An 18,712-nucleotide genomic window follows, 5' to 3' on the forward strand; every position below is an offset into this window, starting at 1 on the left:
GCGTTCAGCGACCGAAGGCGCGGCGGATGGCTTCGGCGATGCCACCGCCCACCAGGCCGTCGGCCTTGAGGCGGTCCGTCGCCGCCTGCTTCACAGGCTCGGGCGCCTGCGCCATGGCGAACGACCGCCCCGCGACCTCGAACATCGGCACGTCGTTGAGCCAGTCGCCGACGACGACCACGTCCGACAGCTCGCAGCCGTGGTGCTCCGCGAGCCACGCGATCGCGGTCCCCTTCGTCGGCCCAGCGGCCCGGACCATCATCGCGAAGAGGCTCGTCTGGTCGTCGCGCATGAGGGGGAACGAGACGACGAAGGCCGCTTCACCGAGCTCGGACCGGACCTCCTCGACGGCCGCCGCGACCTGGAGCTCGGTCCCGAGCGCCACGAGCGCGAGCAGGCCATGCTCGTGCTCCCAGTACGGGTGCGACGAGACGCGATCGACCTCGGCGATGGCGGGCGACCAACCCCGGACATAGTGGACGTGCGGCGCGCCGGTCGCGTCGTGGACGATGCTGTCCTGCGCGAACAGGAACGACGCCGTCGCGTGCCGCTCGGTGATCGAGCGCAGGAGGGACGCCTCGGCGCCGGAGATCGTGCGCGAGTACAGGTGCGCGTCGCCCTCGGTGTGCACGATGTGGCTGCCGTCGACGCACGCGATGGGGCCGACCACGCCGATCCGGCGCGCGACCTCGCGCGTCCCCGAGTACAGACGCCCGGTCGCGATCGAGACCGGGACGCCGGCGCCCTGGAGCCGCTGGATGGCGCGGAGGTCCTCGTCGTGGATGGACCCATCACGACGGACGAGGGTCCCGTCGACGTCGAGGGCGAGGAGCTTGTAGGTCGTCACCGCGCTCGAGTAGCTCGGCAGCGCGTGGAGCGCAGCAGGCGGGACTGGATGGAACGGATCAGGACGCCCTCCCGGTGAGGAAGGCTCAGGAAGCCGGGTAGACCGACACCTGCTTCTTGGTGTTGGACTTCCACTCGTACGTGACGACGCCGTCGACGAGGGCGAAGAGCGTGAAGTCGCGGCCGGTGCCGACGTTGTGGCCGGCGTGGATCGAGGAGCCGACCTGCCGGACCAGGATGTTGCCAGCGCGCACGGGCGCCCCGGCATACACCTTCACCCCACGGCGCTGTGCGCTTGAGTCGCGGCCGTTCCTGGAGGAGCCGCCGCCTTTTTTGTGAGCCATCTCTGCTTCTCCTGCTAGGCGGTGATGCCGGTGATCTTGAGCTCGGTGTACGGCTGGCGGTGGCCGTTCTTGCGGCGGTAGTTCTTCCGGCGCCTGAACTTGAAGACCACGATCTTCTTGCCGCGGTCCTGCCCGGTGATCTCGGCAGCGACAGAGGCGCCGCTCACGAGGGGCTTGCCAATCTTGGGAGAGTCACCGCCGACGAGGAGCACCTCGCTGAAGGTGACCTTGTCACCCGCATTGCCGACAAGCTTCTCAACCCGGAGCTTCTGACCTTCGGCGACCCGATACTGCTTGCCGCCCGTCTTGATGACCGCGTACATGGTGCGTCTTCCTCAACCTGGGGACCGCGATCCCTCGCCATACGCCACGCAGATAGCCCTCGATCAGAGGGCCCGGTGGGCGAGGGAGCGGCAGTATACGGACCTTCTCCGGCTTGGCAAGTGGTTCGCAGCGGCGTCGCCCTGGTTCTTCGCCTGGAGCGACGTCCCCGACCTCCGGGCGTGGGCAGGGCCCTGGAAAGCCCCGGGCAGAGCGCAGCCCGGGCCGCGCGCCCGGTCGCGGCGCGGGTCGCGCTCGCCGCTCGCCCACCGCCTTTTCGCCCTCACGCCTTGGTGAAGACGAACTTCTCGTCGACCACGTCGACCTGCATCGTCTGGCCGGGCTGGTACCCGCCGGCCAGGATGGTCTCGGCGAGCGGGTTCTGGAGCTCGCGCAGGATCGCCCGCTTCAGCGGGCGAGCGCCGAGGCTCGGCTCGTAACCGAGCTCGACGAGCCGTGCCTTCGCGGCGTCCGTGAGGGCCAGGCGGATGTCCTTGTCCGTGAGCAGCTGCTCCAGCCGACGGAGCTGGATGTCGACGATGCCCCGGAGGTCCTCCTTGCTGAGCGCCTTGAAGACGATGATGTCGTCGACCCGGTTCAGGAACTCGGGGCGGAAGAACCCGCGCAGCTCCTCGAGCAGGACGTCGCGGATCGCCTCGCGCCCGTCCTCCGTGGTCCAGAGCTTGGCGTCGGTCTCGAGCACGCGCTTCGACCCGATGTTCGAGGTCATGATGACGACCGTGTTCGAGAAGTCGGCGAGCCGCCCGCGGCCGTCGGTGAGCCGGCCGTCGTCGAGGATCTGGAGCAGCAGGTTGAACACGTCCGCGTGGGCCTTCTCGACCTCGTCGAACAGGAGCACGCTGTACGGCCGGCGCCGGGCGGCCTCGGTGAGGAAGCCGCCCTGCTCGCTGTCCGCGTAGCCCGGGGGCGCGCCGATCAGGCGCTGCGCCATGTGGCGCTCCATGAACTCGCTCATGTCCATGCGCGTCAGCGCCTGCTCGTCGTCGAACAGGAACTCGGCGAGCGCCTTCGCGAGCTCCGTCTTGCCGACGCCGCTCGGCCCGAGGAACAGGAACGAGCCGATCGGCTTCCCCGGATCGCGCAGGCCGACGCGCCCGCGGCGCACCGCCTTCGCGATCGCGCGCACCGCCTCGTCCTGACCGACCACCCGCTGCGCGAGCCGCGCCTCCATCTTGAGGAGCTTCTCGGCCTCGCCCTCGAGCATCTTGGCCACCGGGATGCCGGTCCAGTCGTTGAGCGTCGCCGCCACGTCCGACTCCGCGACGACGTTCGAGGTCGGCGCGACCCCCTCCCGCTGCGCGGCCTCCTCCGCGGCCTGCAGCCGCCGCTTGATCTCCGGGAGCGTGACGTGCTCGAGCTCGCCGATCTTGGCGAACGCCTTGTCGCGCTGGGCAGCCTTCAAGGCCTCCGTCGCGGCGACGAGCTCCCGGCGGATGGACTGGCACGCCGCGATGACGCCGCGGCGCGACGCGTTGCGGCTGCGCATCGACGACGCCTTCGGCTCGATCTCCGCGAGCTCCGCCTCCAGCCGCGTGCGGGTCTGGACGCTGAGCTTGTCGTCGTCGTCCGCGAGCGCGGCGATCTGGGCGCGGAGCGCGTCGACACGCCGGGTCAGCGTGTCGAGCTCGGCCGGCACGCCGTCGACCTCCACCCGCTTGCGGGCGGACGTCTCGTCGAGCAGGTCCACCGCCGTGTCGGGGAGCGCGCGGTCCGAGATGTACCGCTTGGCCAGCGCGACCGCCGAGGTGATGGCGCTCTCCCCTACCCGGACGCGGTGGTGGGCCTCGTACTTCGTGGCGATCCCGCGCAGGATCTCCGTCGCCTGATCGATGCTCGGCGCCTCCAGCGTGATCGTCGAGAACCGCCGGATGATCCCGGGATCGCGCTCGTTGATCTTGCGCACGCCCTCGGGCGTCGTCGTGGCGATGATCCGGATCTCCCCGCGCGACAGGAGCGGCTTCAGGAGCTCGCCCACGCCGGCGCCCTGCACCCCCTGGCCGAAGAGCGCGTCGAGATCCTCGACGACGAGGATGCTCTCCGCGTCCTGCTCGCTCCGCAGCCGATCGACAAGGACCTTGAGGCGCTGCTCGATCTCCCCGCGGAGCTTCGCCCCGGCGACGAGCGCGCCGGTGTCGAGCTCGTAGAGGTGGGCGCCCGCGAGGTTCGTGGGCACGTCGCCGTGCGCGATGCGATCGGCCAGGCCCCGGATGAGCGCGGTCTTGCCCACGCCGGGCTCGCCGACGATGAGCGGGTGGTTCTTGAACCGCCGCTCGAGGATCTGCAGCAAGCGGCGCGCCTCGACGTCACGGCCGATGACCGGGTCGAACCGCCCTTCGCGCGCGTCGGCGACGAGGTCCCGCGTGTAGGGCGCGGGTTGACCCGGCTCGGCCGCGTTGGCCGGCGCGGGCGAGGGCTCCCGCGAGGCCGCCTCCAGCGCCCCGAGGTGCGGCCGGAACGCGCCGGGACCGATGCCGAACGAAGAGAGGATCTCCCCGGCAGGCCCGCGGATCTCCTGGGCGAGCGCGTGCAACAGGTGCTCGATGCCCACGTTCTGCGACTTGTCCCGGGTCGCCTCCCGCTCGGCGCGCCCGAGCAGATCGAGCAGGCGAGGGCTCACGTACGCAACGCCGCTGCTGCCCGCCCTGGACAGCTTCTTCAGGGCGTTCTCGGCGAGCTGGAGCACCTCGTTCGGGTCGGCGCCGGCCCGCCGAAAGACCTCGGACACGCCCCGGTCGCGCTCCAGCAACCTCATGAGCAGGTGCAGCGGCGTGACCTCCGCGTGCTGGCGCTCGTCCGCGATCTGCTGTGCGCCGGCGACGACCTGCTTCGCGTCGCCAGTATAGCGATCGAGGTGAATCGTGCCCTCTTTCTCGGCCATGCGCGCAGCCTACCGCAAGGTGGAGCCCTGTGCGCTTGCATCTTTGGCCTGCCCGGGAAAGGAAAGAGGACGAGATGCCCATGCAAGCAGCCGAAGTCACCATCTACGTCACCGACTACTGCCCTTACTGCGCCATGGCGAAGCGCCTGCTGACGCAGAAGCAGGCGCGCTTCACGGAGATCAACGTGGAGAACCGCGATGACCTCCGCGCCTGGTTGGTCAAGGCCTCCGGGCAGCGGACGGTCCCTCAGATCTTCATCAATGGAGCCAGCATCGGCGGATTCAGCGACCTCTCGGCCCTCGACAAGGAGGGGGGGCTCGATCCGCGCCTCGGTGAGGCGCCGAGCGCGGACGCACCTCCCATGCCGCGCTGAGGCGGATGAAGGTGCCTGAGGTACGGCGGAGAATCCTCGTCGGACGCACCCCTGGGGCCCCGCCGGCGAAGGTGCACCCGGGCGTGAGGAGGTGATAAGCTGCCGCGCGGGGACGGGGCGCAGCTTTCTTTGATGCGGTTCGTCCAAAGGGCTTCACGGGCTTCGTCCGCTTCCCCCACGTCGAACCGCCATGCCTAGCAGCACCGACACCACCGCCGCAGCGACCCCGCCGGTCGAGGGGGCGCTCGTCGGAAAGCGGGTTCAGAAGTACGAAATCGTACGGACGATCGGGCGTGGCGGGATGGGCGTGGTCTACGAGGCGGTGAACACCGCCATCGGGAAGCGCGTCGCGATGAAGTTCGTCGACGCCGATCTCGCGCAGAACAAGGACGCGGTCGCCCGGTTCCACCGCGAGGCGCAGGCGGCGAGCGCCGTCGAGAGCGCGCACATCGTCGAGATCTTCGACGCCGGCTTCGCCGACGACATCCCCTTCCTCGTCATGGAGCTGCTCCGCGGCGAGGACCTGGGCCACCGCATCCGGCGCTGCGGCAGGCTCGACCTCGGCGAGGCGCTCCACGTGACCGCGCAGCTCCTCCGCGGCCTCCACCGCGCCCACGAGGCGGGCATCGTCCACCGCGACCTCAAGCCGGACAACGTCTTCCTTGTCGACCGCGACGACGACCCGAACTTCGCCAAGATCCTGGACTTCGGCATCTCGAAGGTGCGCCGCGCCGACGGCGCTCCGGCCCACACGTTGACCCGGCAGGGCACGGTGCTCGGAACGCCGTTCTACATGTCGCCGGAGCAGGCGCAGGCGCTGCCCGACGTGGACGGCAGGACCGATCTCTGGGCCGTCGGCGCGATCCTCTACGAGTGTCTCACGGGGCACCCGCCGCACAGCGGCGGCTCGTACGAGCAGGTGATCGTCAACATCTGCATGAAGGACGCGCTGGATGTGCGGATGAGCAACCCGGCCGTCCCCGAGCCGATCGCGCGCGTGATCGCCAAGGCGCTCACGCGGGACAGGGACGCGAGGTTCTCCTCCGCGCGAGATTTCCTGGACGCCCTGGCCGCCGGCGCCGGCGGGCTCCTCGCGTCACGGCGCAGCTCGAGCGACGAGCTCGGGGCGCACACGACGAGCGCTCCCGGCGCCCTCGGGCAGACGCCGGCGAGGCAGCAGACGCCGGGGGATCCCAGCATCGGGCTGGATCCGACGCTCGAGGTGCACGGGAGCGGCTCGAAGGTGGGCTGGTCGAGCAGCGGGCACACGGGCGCGCGCGGCCCGCGGCGGCTCGCGTTCGCCGCGGGGGCGCTGGTCGCGCTCCTTGGCGGGCTCGCCGGCGCGGTCCTTCACGCGCGCCGCTCGCCGGACGCGGGCACGGCAGCCATCGCGCCCGCGCTGCCCACCCAGGTCTCCGTCGAGCTCCGGACGAACGCCGAAGGCGCCCTGTTCACCGTCGACGGCGTGGCGCTGTCCGACCGCACGCTGCGCGGCCGCACGGGCGAGACGAAGCGTGTGCGCATCGAGGCCTCCGGCTACACGGCCGTGGACAAAGAGGTGACGCTCCAGGACGGCAACGCCCCGATCGATGTCCTGCTCCACCCGCTGCCGGCGGCCGTGACCCCGGCGCCGCCTCCGGCCGAGGCCACGACTGCGGCGCCCGTCGCGCCCGCCCCGGCGCCCAAGGCCGAGCCGATCACGAAGAAGGCGACGACGCTCCCCTTCGCGGCGCGCCCCAGGGGCGCGGGCGCCGGGGCGAAGGCCGCCGGTCCGGCGCAGGCCACCCCGGCGGTCGCGACGCCGAAGCCGGCGGGGGTCGCGGCTGGTTTGCAGCTCAAGGTCGACTGAGGCGGGATTGGGCAGATCACACGGACGACTCACGCTGGCGCTCTGCGCGGCGACGCTCGGCCTGACCATGCAGCTCTCGCCGGCGCTCGCGCAGGTCGAACCGTACCGGCAGCACATGGAGAACGGCATCAAGCTGTTCCAGGACAGGAACTACCGGGCCGCGGTCGTCGAGTTCGAGGCGGCCTACAAGGAGAAGCCGAAGGCCAGCCCGCTGTTCAACATCGCGCTCGCGGAGAAGGCCCTCTTCAACTACCCGAGGGCCATCGCGGCGCTCGAGCGCGCGCTCGCGGAGCACCGCGACACGATGGATGAGGGCGACGAGAAGACGGCGCGCAGCGCCATCGAGGAGATGCGCGCGCTCCTCGCCCATCTCACGATCGAGCTCAGCCCACAGACCGCGACGCTGATCATCGACGGCGAGGAACAGCCCCCCTCGTCCTCGGCGACGCGGGTCGTGGAGCTCGGGCCGGGGGTGCACCGCATCGGCGCGCGAGCCGAGGGGCACGCGAGCGCCGAGGAGAGCGTCACCGTGGCGAGCGGCGAGCGCGACAAGAAGGTGAAGCTCGCGCTGGTCCCGGACAGAGCCCCCGCGACCCCGGCGCCGCAGCCGTTCACGCCGCCCCTGCCCCCTCCGCCGAAGCCGGTGCCCCTCTCGCTCCCGCCGCAGGGCTACTATGTGATCGGTGCCGCGTCGTTGCTCTGGCCGCTCAGCCACCCGCGAGCCTTCCCGGCGCCGGAGGCGAACAGCGGCGGAGCTGGCTCGATCCGGGTGGGATACCGCGTGAACACCCCCGCGGCGTTCGACGTGATGCTCCAGTACGCGAACATCGCGACCGGCTCGGACGACCCCGCCTACCCGAACGCCAGTTACACGCTCGGCTCGACGCGCCTCGGGCTGAACGTCCGCCTGATGACCCCTGGGCAGACCTGGCGGTTCGTGGGCTCGATCGGGGGCGGTCTCACCTACGATTCCGTGAAGTTCGACAGCATCAAGACGCCGGCGGGAGATATCTGCAATGGCCTGTGCCAGAAGGCCGCCGGGGTGAACGCGTTCGTGTTCTCCGAGGTGGGCGTCGAGCTGGACCTCGGGGGCGTGCTCCTCGGGTTCTCGCTCGACAGCTACTTCCAGTCGTCGCGCGGCATCAGCTACAAGAACAGCGATCAGGACGACGCCACGCTCTACTCGGCCGTGCTGCTGCAGCTGGGGGGCAGCTTGCACGCCGGCTATGCGTTCTGGTGATCAGCCTCTGCCGATCTCGGCCGCTCGTTCCATCCTTGTTCTGCCGCTTGACGGATGTATCCTCGCACGCCCTCGCGGTGAGTCGTAGAGGGTTCGCCGCGCTCTCCAGCGGGGAGCATGGGCCGGGGATCGGCTGCCGCCGTCCTCTTCAACATTGGCCGGGGATCGGCTTGCGCCGTCCCCTTCAACATTGGCCGGGGATCGGCTTGCGCCGTCCCCTTCAACATTGGCCGGGGATCGGCTGCCGCCGTCCCCTTCAACGTCAGCCGGGGATCGGCTGCCGCCGTCCCCTTCAACGTCAGCCGGGGATCGGCTGCCGCCGTCCCCTCAAGGGGTGCCATGTCGCAGGATGCCATCACGTCGTTGCTCAAGGAGACGCGCCGGTTCGAGCCGCCGGCCGAGTTCTCGCGTCGTGCGCGCGTCGGCGCGCAGGCGACCTACGAGGCGCTCTACCGCGAGAGCATCGAGCAGCCGGACGCGTTCTGGCGCCGGGAGGTGAGCGACCTCGTGTTCCGCACGCCGTGGACCACGACCAGCGACTGGTCCCTGCCGCACGCCAAGTGGTTCCTCGGCGCCACCCTCAACGTCACGGAGAGCTGCCTCGATCGACACCTGACGACGGCCACCAAGAACAAGGCCGCCATCATCTGGGAAGGCGAGCACGGCGCCACGCGGACGCTGACCTACGCCCAGCTCCACCGCGAGACGCTGCTGCTCGCCAACGCGCTCAAGCGGCTGGGCATCGAGAAGGGTGACCGGGTCGCGATCTACATGGGCATGGTCCCCGAGGTGGCCGTGGCGATGCTCGCCTGTGCGCGCCTCGGCGCGGTGCACACCGTGGTGTTCGGCGGCTTCGCCGCGGACGCGCTCCGCGACCGCATCCACGACAGCCAGGCCAAGCTCGTCATCACGCAGGACGGCGCGTACCGGCGCGGGCAGGTCGTGCCGCTGAAGGCGACCGTCGACAAGGCGCTCGCTCAGCCGGAGGCGAAGAGCGCGACGCGCGTCATCGTGTACCAGCACCTCGGCAAGGAGCGCTGCGATGTGCAGATGACGGAGGGCCGGGACGTCTTCTGGCACGACCTGCTCGCCGGTGCCGCCCCCGCCTGCGAGCCGACGATCGTCGACGCCGAGCACCCGCTCTTCATCCTCTACACGAGCGGCTCGACCGGGAAACCCAAGGGGGTGCTCCACACGACCGCCGGCTACCTGGTCGGCGCGCACGTCACGACGAAGTACGTCTTCGATCTGCGCGACGACGACGTCTACTGGTGCACCGCCGACGTCGGCTGGGTGACGGGCCACAGCTACATCGTGTACGGCCCGCTCTCGAACGGCGCGACGTGCCTCATGTACGAAGGCGCCCCGAACTTCCCCGACTGGGGCCGCTTCTGGCGGCTGATCGAGAAGCACGGGGTCACCATCCTCTACACCGCCCCCACGGCCATCCGCGCCTTCATGCGGCAGGGCGACGAGTGGCCCGCGAAGAGCGATCTGTCGAGCCTCAGGCTCCTCGGCTCGGTCGGCGAGCCGATCAACCCCGAGGCGTGGATCTGGTACCACCGGACCATCGGCGGCGGCCGCTGCCCGATCGTGGACACCTGGTGGCAGACGGAGACGGGCTCGATCATGATGACCACGCTGCCCGGCGCGTCGTTCTCGAAGCCGGGATCGACCGGGCTGCCGATGTTCGGCGTCGTGCCCGAGGTCGTGACGAAGGACGGCAAGCCCGTCGCCGCGGGCGAGGGAGGGCTGCTCGTCCTGAAGCAGGCGTGGCCGTCGATGCTGCGCACGGTGTGGGGCGACGACGAGCGCTTCCGGAAGCAGTACTTCAGCGACGTCGAGGGCTGCTACTTCACCGGCGACGGCGCCCGCCGCGACGAGGACGGCTACTTCTGGGTCGTCGGTCGCATCGACGACGTGCTGAACGTGGCCGGCCACCGCATCGGGACGGCCGAGATCGAGAGCGCGCTCGTGTCTCATCCCTCCGTCGCAGAGGCGGCCGCCGTGGGTCGCCCGGACGACCTCAAGGGACAGGCGCTCGTGGTGTTCGTCTCGCTCCGGCCGGGGGTGACGGCCGGGCCGGAGCTCCAGGCGAAGCTCGGCGAGCACGTCGCCAAGGAGATCGGCAAGTTCGCCCGCCCCGACGCGATCCGCTTCGCGGACGCCCTGCCGAAGACCCGCAGCGGCAAGATCATGCGCCGGCTCCTGAAGGACGTCGCCGCTGGTCGAGAGCTGACCGGCGATACCTCGACGCTCGAGGACCTGAGCGTCATGGCGAAGCTCCGCCAGCAAGAAGACGAGTGAGCCCCGCGGCGGCGCAGGGGCGCGGCCGTGCCCCTGCGACCGACGCGAGGACGCCGCGCGCGACGGGTCAGCGCCTGCCCCCCGGCGAAGGGGAGGAGACCCCACGGAAGAGCTCGATCCCGCGGCCCTTCCGCCGCGCTGGGCGCTGGGAAGAGCGACCGCGGCCCGCGACTTACGGTCGGATCACCTCGTTCGCGCCGGAGAATTTGATCCTCCGCATCGGCGCGGAGGATACTCTGGGGCGAGGGCGCGCTTGGAGCTCGAAGCTGGAACCGTCGTTGCGAACCGGTATCGCATCATCCGCCAGCTCGGCCGCGGCGGCATGGGCGAGGTGTTCGCCGCGGAGAACATCCGCACCGGCCGCCAGGTGGCGATCAAGCTCCTGCGCGCCGAGTCGAAGGCCAAGTCGTCCGCGGCCGAGCGGTTCCGGCGCGAGGCGCGCGCCGCGGGATCCATCAACAGCGATCACGTCACCGAGATCCTCGACGTCGAGGAGGACCCCGAGCACGGCATCGTCCTCGTGTTCGAGCTGCTCGAGGGCGAGTCGCTGATCGATCGGCTGAAGCGGACGGGACCGATCGATTTCGAGGAGCTGCACCCGATCATCGAGCAGGTCTGGATGGGGCTCGCCGATGCGCATCGCGCCGGGATCATCCACCGCGATCTGAAGCCGTCGAACGTGTACATCGAGGCGCGCCCCGACGGGTCGAAGCGGGTCAAGATCCTCGACTTCGGCATCTCCAAGCTGCCGAAGGAGATGGGAGCGGAGACGCTGACCGAGATGGGCCAGAGCCTGGGCACGTTCTCGTTCATGCCGCCCGAGCAGATCGGCAAGGCGAAGACGGTCGACCACCGCGCGGACATCTACGCCTGCGCCACGATGATCTACCAGTCGATGAGCGGCCAGCTGCCTTACCAGGCGCGCAACCTGCTCATCATGGTCGAGATGAAGCAGAAGACCAACGCGCGGACGCTGGCCGAGGCGATGGACGGGCCCGTCGACCCGCGGCTCGAGGCGTTCCTCGCGAAGGGGCTGGCGCGAGAGCCCGCAGACCGCTTCCAGAGCGCGCTCGAGGGGCTCACCGCCTGGCGGGAGCTGCGGCCGGCGAGGAGCTCCAGCCATCCGGTCAGCGGCTCACCCAGCTCCACGCTGCCGGCGAGCAGCGCCCCCGGCCATGCGCGCAGCTCGCCCATCCCGCCAGCGCACCAGAGCTACAAGCCGCCGTCCTCCGGCGCGGTCAAGCTCCCGGTGCCACCGATCGATCCCATCTTGATCCGCACGGCGACCGACCCGGGGGCGCAACCGCGGGTCGAGACCATGGTGCGCCCGCACGGCGAGCCTGAGCGGGCGGCCCACCTCCTCGCGGAGCCGCCGCTCACGCAGAACGAGGGCCAGCTCCCGCCTTACATGCCCGGCGGGCGCGCGCCGGGCGGGCAGACGGCGGTGGCGCCCGCCCAATGGACCGGTCCGAACGGCACCATGGTGCTCAACAACGCGCTCAGAGATCTCGTGCCCCCGCTCGTATCCCACCCCGTGACGCCGCGGACGCTCCCGGATTTCTCCGAGGACAGCTCGGGCGGCTCGACGACCGGCCAGGGTCCGACGCTTGTCTACAAACCCGTGCGGCCAAGCATGGACTCGGCAAGCCCGGGGCCTGCCACCGTCGGTGAGCCAGGGCCGCTCGAGCAGCGGCCTCCGGCGCCGCCGGCGCGGACGCTTCGAACCATCGTCTACGTGCTCGCGGCGATCCTGTTCGCCGTGGTGGGCTTCTTCCTCATGGGGCTCGCCCTCCAGTACCTGGACATGCCGAGATAGTCCGCGCTGCGGCCCCGCGTCGGACGTGCCGCGCTCCGCCGCGCGAGCGAGCCGCGGCCGGAGCGGCTCACAGCATCGCGTCCGCGGCGCGGCCCTGGACCGGTGAGCGCCCGGCGGGCAGCGCGATCCGGAACCGCGTGCCCCCCGCCTCGCGCGGCTCGCACGAGATCGTGCCGCCGTGCGCCTCGATGATGTCCCGCGTGACCGCGAGCCCGAGCCCCGTGCCGCGCTGCTTCGTCGTGAAGAAGGGGTCGAAGATGGACGCGCGCAGCTCCTCCGGCACGCCGAGGCCCGTGTCGTCGACCGCGATGGTCGCGGCGCCGCTCGAGAAGCTGACGCTCACGACGATCTCGCCGCCCTTCGGCATCGCCTCGCGCGCGTTGCGGAGCAAATTCAGGAGCGCCTGACGGATCTGCGACTCGTCGAGGAGGATCTCGGGCCCCGCCTCTTCCACCTCGACGCGAACCGCGACGCCGGCGCGGTCGAGCTCGGGCCTCACGAACGCCACCAGCTCCTGCACCAGGTCGTCCACCCGCTCTGGCTCCAGGCGCGGGCGGGGGCGGCGGGCGACGCTGAGGTACTGCTCGGCGATGCGGGACAGGCGGTCCACCTCGGCCCGGATGGCCGTGACGAGCTGCGCCGACTCCTTCATCACGGGCCTCAGCTCGGCGTCAGGCATGTCCGCCGCGGAGGCGCGCGCCACCTCCTCCTCGAGGAGCTCGAGGTTCAGCCCGATCGACGACAGCGGGTTCCTGATCTCGTGCGTGACGTGCGCCGCCATCTTCCCGATCGCCGCCAGCCGCTCGGCGTTCACGAGCTCGGCGCGCGCGCGGCGGATCGCGGCGACCATGTCCTCGAACGTCGTCGCAAGCTCGCCGATCTCGTCGTTCGTGGCGAGCGCCTGCTTCGGGGTGAGGTCGCCGCGCGCGACGGCGTTGGCCCGCTCGGTGACCGCGGTCAGCGGGGCGAGCACGCGCCGCGCGTACAGCGACATCATGACGCCGACGAGGAGCGTCAGCACGCCCAGCCCGAGGAGCAGGTGCATCGAGCGCTCCTCGCGCAGCTCCGCCTCGTCGGTGAGGCTCTGCATCTGCCCCTCGACGCGGCTCCTGATCGCCCGGAGCCGCTGCGCGCCCTCGACCTCCCGCTTGACGAGCTCGTCGCGCGTGCGCTCGGCGAGCTCGCGGTCGCCGACGGCGAGCGCCTGGAAGAGCTGAGCGAACCGCTCCGGGCTGGCGCCGACGAGCCGCTCGATCGCCGCCACCTCGGCCGCGACCTCGTCGCTGAACCGGCGGACGCCGGACGACGCGGCCGTCTGCCCGAGGCGAGCGTCCCCGCCGGTCGCCTTCTCATCGCCGGCGAGCGCCCGGGCGGCGTCCTTGACGATCGAGAACGCGAGCGGGCGGGTCCGCCGCGCGGTCTCGATCCACTCGCGCACGTCCCCCGGGTTCTTCGCGGCGGTGATGTGGTTGAGCTGGGCGTTGAAGACGTTCTGCTCGGCCAGGACCTCGCCGATGCGGAGCAGCAGCGGGACGTACCCGGCGCGCAGCAGCTGGGCGTCGCGCGAAGCTGCCCGCAGCGCCTGGACGCTCCAGCCGACGGTCAGCGCGAAGGCGGCGAGCACCACGAGGTAGCTCGCGAGGAGCCTCCCCGCGACCGTGCGCCGCTTCTGAGGCGCGCGCTCCTCCGGCCCCGCGGCGCCGCCGCGCGCCTCGTCCGCGGCTGGCGGCGGCGCGGTCATCGCGGCGCGACGGCCCGCGCGACGAGGCTCGCGAGGTCCTCCGCCGGCTCGCCCCGCGTCCTGAACCGCCGGAGGCTCTGCGCGCAGTGCGTCACGAGCAGCCCGCCGCCGAGCGCGCGGTGCTCCGCGATCCTGCCGTCGGCGATGGCGGCGGACGACGCGGGGCGCGTGGCGGGCAGGAGGCCGCCGCCGCCGCTGCAGTCGGCGTGCTCGCGGCGGTGGATGAACTCCTCCGGCGGGCGCCCCGTGATGCGGGCGAGGATCTCCCGGGGCGCGTCGTAGCGATCGAGGCCGCGCCCGAGCTGGCAGGGATCGTGGTAGCGCACCCGCCGCTCCGACGCCGATCGCTGCAGCCGGTCGAGCGACGAGCGCGCGAGATCGACGAACAGCTCCGGGGCCTTCACGCTCACGCCCACGCGCGGGTACTCGACGCGCAGGGCGCGCGCGCACCCGGGATCGACGGCGACGAAGCGCCCCCCGGGCGCGACCTCCGCGGCGAGCCGCCGCGCGGCGGCCTCGAAGCCCGGACGATCGCCGGCGTACAGGAGCGGCAGCCCGCAGCAGGCGCGCACCGGGCGGGTCGGCGCGCCCGTCAGCGCTTCGGTCGCGTCCAGCGCGTCGCGCGCGACGTCCGGCGCGTGGCGCTCGTAGCCGCAGCCGATCAGCACGAGGACCGCGTCGGGCGCGGCCGCGGCCGACCGAGAGCGCGCGTCGAGCTCACCGGCGCGGCCCTCCTCGCGGGCCGAGAAGCGCTCCGCCACGCGCCTGGCCCCCTCCGGCGCGAGATCGCGCGCGAAGAGCTCCGCGCGCGCGTCCGTCAGCACGGTGGCCACCTCGTTCTTGTGATCGCAGCGCTCGCGGCACCCGAAGCACGCGGAGCACGCCCAGGCCGGGTCCGCGTGGCCTGGGTCGAGCGGCACGTCGCCGCGCGCGGCGAAGTACGCCATCGACATCTTCCCCCACGGCGTCACCGTCTCGTTCGCCTCGACGTTCGACACGGGGCAGGCGGCGCGGGAGAGCTTGGGGCAGTAGACGCACTTCTCGAGCGACGTCCGGTGCGGCTCGAGGAGCTTCAGGCGGAGCTGGGACACCGTTCGAGTCTCTCCATCGGGTGCGCCTCGCGCAAGCGGCGGGGGCGCGTCAGGCGTCAGAGCCGTTGCTGGACGAGCGTCGGCCCCGCTCGTTCACGGGAGGGACGGAGGGAGCTGAGCCCGCCGGCCTGCGGCGGGAGATGCCCTCGTGGACGACCGGCGCGACGCTCGCGCCCGCCTTGGTCGCCGAGCCGCCGTCCGTCGACGCCAGCTGAGGCTGCCCCCCTGCGGCCCCAGCAGACCGCGACGGCGCGCTCTCCTGAGGCAGGCGGATGGTGAACTTCGCGCCCTTGTCGGACGACGCGACCGTGATCGTCCCGGCGTGCTCGTCGACGATCTTCTTCACGATCGCGAGCCCGAGGCCGGTGCCGCCGCGCTTTCCGGAGGTCACGAACGACTGGAAGAGGCGGCCCTGGATCTCCTTGGGGATCCCCTTCCCGGTGTCCGCGACGCAGATCGCGAGGTCGCCCTCGTCGCGGTAGGCGCGGATCGTCACCGTGCCCCCGCCTGGCCGCATCGCCTCGACCGCGTTGCGGACCAGGTTGTGCAGGAGCCGCGTCATCTTCGCCTCGTCGAAGCGCGCGGTCCCTCGGTCCTCGAGCTCCAGGGAGAGCGAGACGCCGGTCCCGGCGAGCTCGTGCGCCAGCTGCTTCTCGATGTCGCCGAAGAATTTGGTCAAGTAGACCTTGCGCACGAGGATGCTCCGCTCGCCGCGCGCGAACTCCAGCACCTCGCGCTGCATCGCGCTGATCACGTCGAACTGCTTGAGGATCAGCCGCGCGTGGTCCTCCCTCGTCGCCGCGTCGGGAGCGCTCGCCATGAGCTGGACGTAGCCGCTGATCACCGTGAGCGGCGTGCGCATGTCGTGCATCACCCCCGAGAGCAACCGCCCGATCGTGGTGAGCCGCTCGCTCTGCTCCCGCTCGAGGCGCGATCGGAACAGCCGCAGCGCGGTCGACGCGTTCGCCGACACGAGCCGCAGCAGCGCGCGATCGTCCTTCGAGAAGCCGTGGGGGTGCCTGGAGTTGTAGAGGGCCATGGATCCGATCGGCACCGCGTCCTCGCCCTCGAGCGGCACGGCGATCGCCGTCCGGAGCTCCGCGCCGACGAGCTGGGCGAGCCGCGGCGACACGAGCGTGTCGTCCGGCTCCTCGCCCCCGCCCTCGCGCGAGAAGCACACGGCCTCGTTGTTCACCATGGCGCGCCCGACGACCCCTTCGCCGCGGCGCATCGCGATGCGCTTCACCGCCGGCCTCGGGGCGGCCCCGCCCACGACGCCCTCCGGCTCATCGCCGAGCGCGGGCGCGCGGGGCGGCGCGCTGCCCCCGTCGAACGCCGTGAGATCGAAGAAATAGAGGAACAGCCCGCCCTCGATCTCGTCGACGAGCATCCCCCCCGCCCGCGCCTCGCACGCCCTGCCGGCCTCCGTGATGACCGCGCGCGCGAGGTCCTCCATCGTGGTCGCGCGGCCCATCGCGCTCTCGAGGTCGAAGAGCAGCTTGAGATCGCTCACGCGGTGCTCGAGCTGCTCCTTCGTCTCCACGAGCTGCGTGTTCTTCTGGATCACCGAGAGGAACAGCCTTGAGTTGTCGATCGAGACAGCCGCCTGCGTCGCCAGCGCGCTCAGGAGCTCCTCGTCATGGACCGAGAACTCCCCCTCCCCGTGTTTGTTCAGGACCTGGATGACCCCGATCGTCCGGCCGACGTGGTTCTTCATCGGCGCGGCGAGGATCGAGCGGGTGCGGTACCCCGTGACCTCGTCCCAGTCGCGCTGGAACCGGCGATCCCGGTAGGCGTCCTTCACGCGGACCGTCCGCCCCATCTTGGCGACGTGGCCCGCGATCCCCGCGCCGACGGGAAGCTCGATCGCGCGCGCCTCCTCGCCGATGATGATGCGCGACAAGAGCCGCTGCCGCTGCTCGTCGAGCAGGTAGAGGGTGGCTCGGTCCGCGTCGAGCAGCTCGGTGATCTTGTTCAGGATCAGCGCGAGGAGCTGGTCGAGATCCAGGGTGCTGCCAAGGGCGAGCCCGACGTCCCGGAGCGCCTGCACCGTCTTGTCGGCGTGGGCGAGGCGCGCCTCGAGCTCCTGGTTGCGAGCCTGCAGCGCCTTCGTGCGTTGTTCCGCCTTCGCGGTCACCAGAAGACGCTAACACGACTTCGCCCGGAGGAGCGCGCGCGCGGGCCCCTGCGCGAACCGTTCGCGCGAACGAGAGCGCTCCCGACGACCGCCGGGAGCGCCCGAGGACGTGCGGCTACTGGTTCATGCTCTCGAGGAATTCCTGATTGGTCTCGGTGCGGCTCACCTTGTCCAGCAGGAATTCCATCGAGTCGATGACGTTGAGGGGGTGCAGCAGCTGGCGGAGCAGCCACACGCGCTGGAGGATCCACTCGGGCAGCAGCAGCTCTTCCTTGCGGGTCGCGCTCTTGTTGATGTCGAGGCAGGGGAAGATCCGCTTCTCCATCAGCTTGCGATCCAGGTGGATCTCGCTGTTACCCGTGCCCTTGAACTCCTCGAAGATGACCTCGTCCATGCGCGAGCCCGTGTCGACGAGCGCGGTGGCGACGATCGTCAGCGACCCGCCCTCCTCGACGTTGCGCGCGGCGCCGAAGAACCGCTTCGGCTTGTGCAGCGCGTTCGAGTCGACGCCGCCGGAGAGGATCTTGCCGCTCGGCGGGACGACCGTGTTGTACGCGCGCGCCAGGCGGGTGATCGAGTCGAGCAAGATCACGACGTCGTGCTTGTGCTCGACGAGGCGCTTCGCCTTCTCGATCACCATCTCGGCCACCTGCACGTGCCGCGTCGGGGGCTCGTCGAAGGTCGAGCTGATCACCTCGCCCTTCACGGTGCGCTGCATGTCGGTCACCTCCTCCGGGCGCTCGTCGATGAGCAGCACGATCAGCGTCGTGTCCGGGTGGTTCGCGGAGATCGCGTTGGCGATCTGCTGGAGCAGCACCGTCTTGCCCGCGCGGGGCGGCGAGACGATGAGGCAGCGCTGCCCCTTCCCGATGGGGCAGAGCATGTCGATGATGCGGGTCGAGAAGCTCTTCGTCCCGTTCTCGATGTTGAACTTCTGCTGCGGGTAGAGGGGCGTGAGGTTGTCGAACAGGATCTTGTCGCGGGCGACCTCGGGGGGCTCGCCGTTGATCTTGTCGACCTTGAGCAGCGCGAAGTACGCCTCGCGCTCCTTGGGCGGCCGGATGGAGCCGCTCACGCTGTCGCCGGTGCGGAGGTTGAAGCGCCGGATCTGGGACGGCGAGACGTAGATGTCGTCCGGACCCGGCAGGTAGTTGTAGTCCGGCGCCCGGAGGAAGCCGAAGCCGTCGGGCAGGCATTCGAGCACGCCCTCGCCGTAGACCGGCTGGTCCTGCGCCGCGTGGGCCTGCAGGAGAGCGAAGATGACCTCCTGCTTGCGCAGCCCGGCAGCGCCCTCGATGTTGAGCCCCTTCGCCATCTGGACGAGCTCGGCCATCGGTTTCTGCTTCAGTTCCCTGAGGTGCATGAGTCGGAAAGCTCCAGGATGCGACGGCGCGTGCCCTGTCAAGGGCGTGGAGGCCGTCGGTCGTTGGTTTTTTGGTTGGGGAGGGTCAGCGGGTCGGACCCGAGGCGGGGCCGAGCATGTCGTCGATGTCGGCGGGTCGCCAGAGGGAAGAGGGCTCGCCTCGCAACCGGCGCCCCTCACGTTCATGTCGCTCGATCGGCGGGCTGTGCTTGCCGATCGGGCGGCGACTCTATCAAGCGCGTCTGCTCTGTCAATGCGCGGCGGGAGGCACGGACGATGCTCGCGCGTCGTGGGGCGCGGCACGGACACAGGTCGTCCGCGCCGTCCTTGCGCAGGACGGCGAGGGCGAACTGTCCGTGGCCACCAGGTGCTGCCTGAAGTTGC

General features: G+C 71.0%; 13 protein-coding genes. 5 read left to right on the forward strand and 8 right to left on the reverse strand.

All coding sequences use genetic code 11. The features are described from left to right. Nucleotides 1-4 precede the first annotated feature (4 nt). From WMF14_RS42745 to WMF14_RS42760, 4 genes are all read right to left on the reverse strand, one after another. Nucleotides 5-847: an HAD family hydrolase gene (locus tag WMF14_RS42745; RefSeq protein WP_437796240.1), complete on the reverse strand. Its 843-nt coding sequence runs from the start codon at nt 845-847 to the stop codon at nt 5-7. An 85-nt stretch (nt 848-932) separates the two neighbouring features. Further along, nucleotides 933-1,190 (reverse strand): 50S ribosomal protein L27, encoded by a 258-nt coding sequence (gene rpmA / locus WMF14_RS42750; protein WP_272102141.1) that lies wholly within the window; start codon nt 1,188-1,190, stop codon nt 933-935. Between the two features lie 14 nt (nt 1,191-1,204). Beyond that, entirely contained in the window at nt 1,205-1,513 is a 309-nt protein-coding gene (rplU, locus tag WMF14_RS42755) for a 50S ribosomal protein L21 (RefSeq protein ID WP_012240531.1), read from the reverse strand. 281 nt (nt 1,514-1,794) lie between these two features. After that, complete coding sequence (locus WMF14_RS42760) at nt 1,795-4,410, reverse strand: ATP-dependent Clp protease ATP-binding subunit (RefSeq protein ID WP_437796241.1); 2,616 nt, start codon at nt 4,408-4,410, stop codon at nt 1,795-1,797. A gap of 80 nt (nt 4,411-4,490) precedes the next feature. Between WMF14_RS42760 and grxC the strand changes: the two genes are divergently transcribed. The 5 genes from grxC (at nt 4,491) to WMF14_RS42785 (ending at nt 11,996) form a co-directional block, all read left to right on the forward strand. Continuing rightward, nucleotides 4,491-4,784, forward strand: coding sequence for a glutaredoxin 3 (gene grxC / locus WMF14_RS42765; RefSeq protein WP_044966993.1), 294 nt, complete (start codon nt 4,491-4,493; stop codon nt 4,782-4,784). A gap of 190 nt (nt 4,785-4,974) precedes the next feature. After that, a complete protein-coding gene (locus tag WMF14_RS42770; RefSeq protein ID WP_437796242.1) occupies nt 4,975-6,633 on the forward strand; it encodes a serine/threonine-protein kinase in 1,659 nt (552 codons plus the stop codon). A gap of 7 nt (nt 6,634-6,640) precedes the next feature. After that, nucleotides 6,641-7,873 carry a hypothetical protein gene (locus tag WMF14_RS42775; protein ID WP_437796243.1) on the forward strand — a complete coding sequence of 411 codons (1,233 nt, stop codon included), beginning with the start codon at nt 6,641-6,643 and terminating at the stop codon, nt 7,871-7,873. A gap of 339 nt (nt 7,874-8,212) precedes the next feature. After that, nucleotides 8,213-10,180 carry an acetate--CoA ligase gene (acs, locus tag WMF14_RS42780; RefSeq protein WP_437796244.1) on the forward strand — a complete coding sequence of 656 codons (1,968 nt, stop codon included), beginning with the start codon at nt 8,213-8,215 and terminating at the stop codon, nt 10,178-10,180. 253 nt (nt 10,181-10,433) lie between these two features. Next, nucleotides 10,434-11,996: a serine/threonine protein kinase gene (locus WMF14_RS42785; protein WP_437796245.1), complete on the forward strand. Its 1,563-nt coding sequence runs from the start codon at nt 10,434-10,436 to the stop codon at nt 11,994-11,996. Nucleotides 11,997-12,063: 67 nt separating this feature from the next. Here WMF14_RS42785 and WMF14_RS42790 read toward each other — a convergent pair whose 3' ends face one another. The 4 genes from WMF14_RS42790 to rho form a co-directional block, all read right to left on the reverse strand. Continuing rightward, nucleotides 12,064-13,737 (reverse strand): sensor histidine kinase, encoded by a 1,674-nt coding sequence (locus tag WMF14_RS42790; protein ID WP_272102135.1) that lies wholly within the window; start codon nt 13,735-13,737, stop codon nt 12,064-12,066. After that, complete coding sequence (locus tag WMF14_RS42795; protein ID WP_437796246.1) at nt 13,734-14,828, reverse strand: (Fe-S)-binding protein; 1,095 nt, start codon at nt 14,826-14,828, stop codon at nt 13,734-13,736. Before WMF14_RS42795 ends, WMF14_RS42790 begins: the two co-directional genes overlap by 4 nt. A gap of 49 nt (nt 14,829-14,877) precedes the next feature. Then, nucleotides 14,878-16,965: a GAF domain-containing protein gene (locus WMF14_RS42800; protein WP_437796247.1), complete on the reverse strand. Its 2,088-nt coding sequence runs from the start codon at nt 16,963-16,965 to the stop codon at nt 14,878-14,880. A gap of 115 nt (nt 16,966-17,080) precedes the next feature. Next, nucleotides 17,081-18,328 carry a transcription termination factor Rho gene (rho, locus tag WMF14_RS42805; protein WP_012240541.1) on the reverse strand — a complete coding sequence of 416 codons (1,248 nt, stop codon included), beginning with the start codon at nt 18,326-18,328 and terminating at the stop codon, nt 17,081-17,083. Between the last annotated feature and the right edge of the window lie 384 nt (nt 18,329-18,712).

Origin of the sequence: Sorangium sp. So ce693 (genome assembly GCF_051521375.1) — a bacterium.
Taxonomy (GTDB): Bacteria; Myxococcota_A; Polyangia; order Polyangiales; family Polyangiaceae; genus Sorangium; species Sorangium atrum.

Bases quoted from the DNA above. Each gene is read 5' to 3' on its own strand.
- rpmA (WP_272102141.1), bottom strand. From the start codon at position 1,190: ATGGCTCACAAAAAAGGCGGCGGCTCCTCCAGGAACGGCCGCGACTCA.
- grxC (WP_044966993.1), top strand. From the start codon at position 4,491: ATGCAAGCAGCCGAAGTCACCATCTACGTCACCGACTACTGCCCTTAC.
- rho (WP_012240541.1), bottom strand. From the start codon at position 18,328: ATGCACCTCAGGGAACTGAAGCAGAAACCGATGGCCGAGCTCGTCCAG.
- WMF14_RS42790 (WP_272102135.1), bottom strand. From the start codon at position 13,737: ATGACCGCGCCGCCGCCAGCCGCGGACGAGGCGCGCGGCGGCGCCGCG.
- WMF14_RS42760 (WP_437796241.1), bottom strand. From the start codon at position 4,410: ATGGCCGAGAAAGAGGGCACGATTCACCTCGATCGCTATACTGGCGAC.
- acs (WP_437796244.1), top strand. From the start codon at position 8,213: ATGTCGCAGGATGCCATCACGTCGTTGCTCAAGGAGACGCGCCGGTTC.
- rplU (WP_012240531.1), bottom strand. From the start codon at position 1,513: ATGTACGCGGTCATCAAGACGGGCGGCAAGCAGTATCGGGTCGCCGAA.
- WMF14_RS42770 (WP_437796242.1), top strand. From the start codon at position 4,975: ATGCCTAGCAGCACCGACACCACCGCCGCAGCGACCCCGCCGGTCGAG.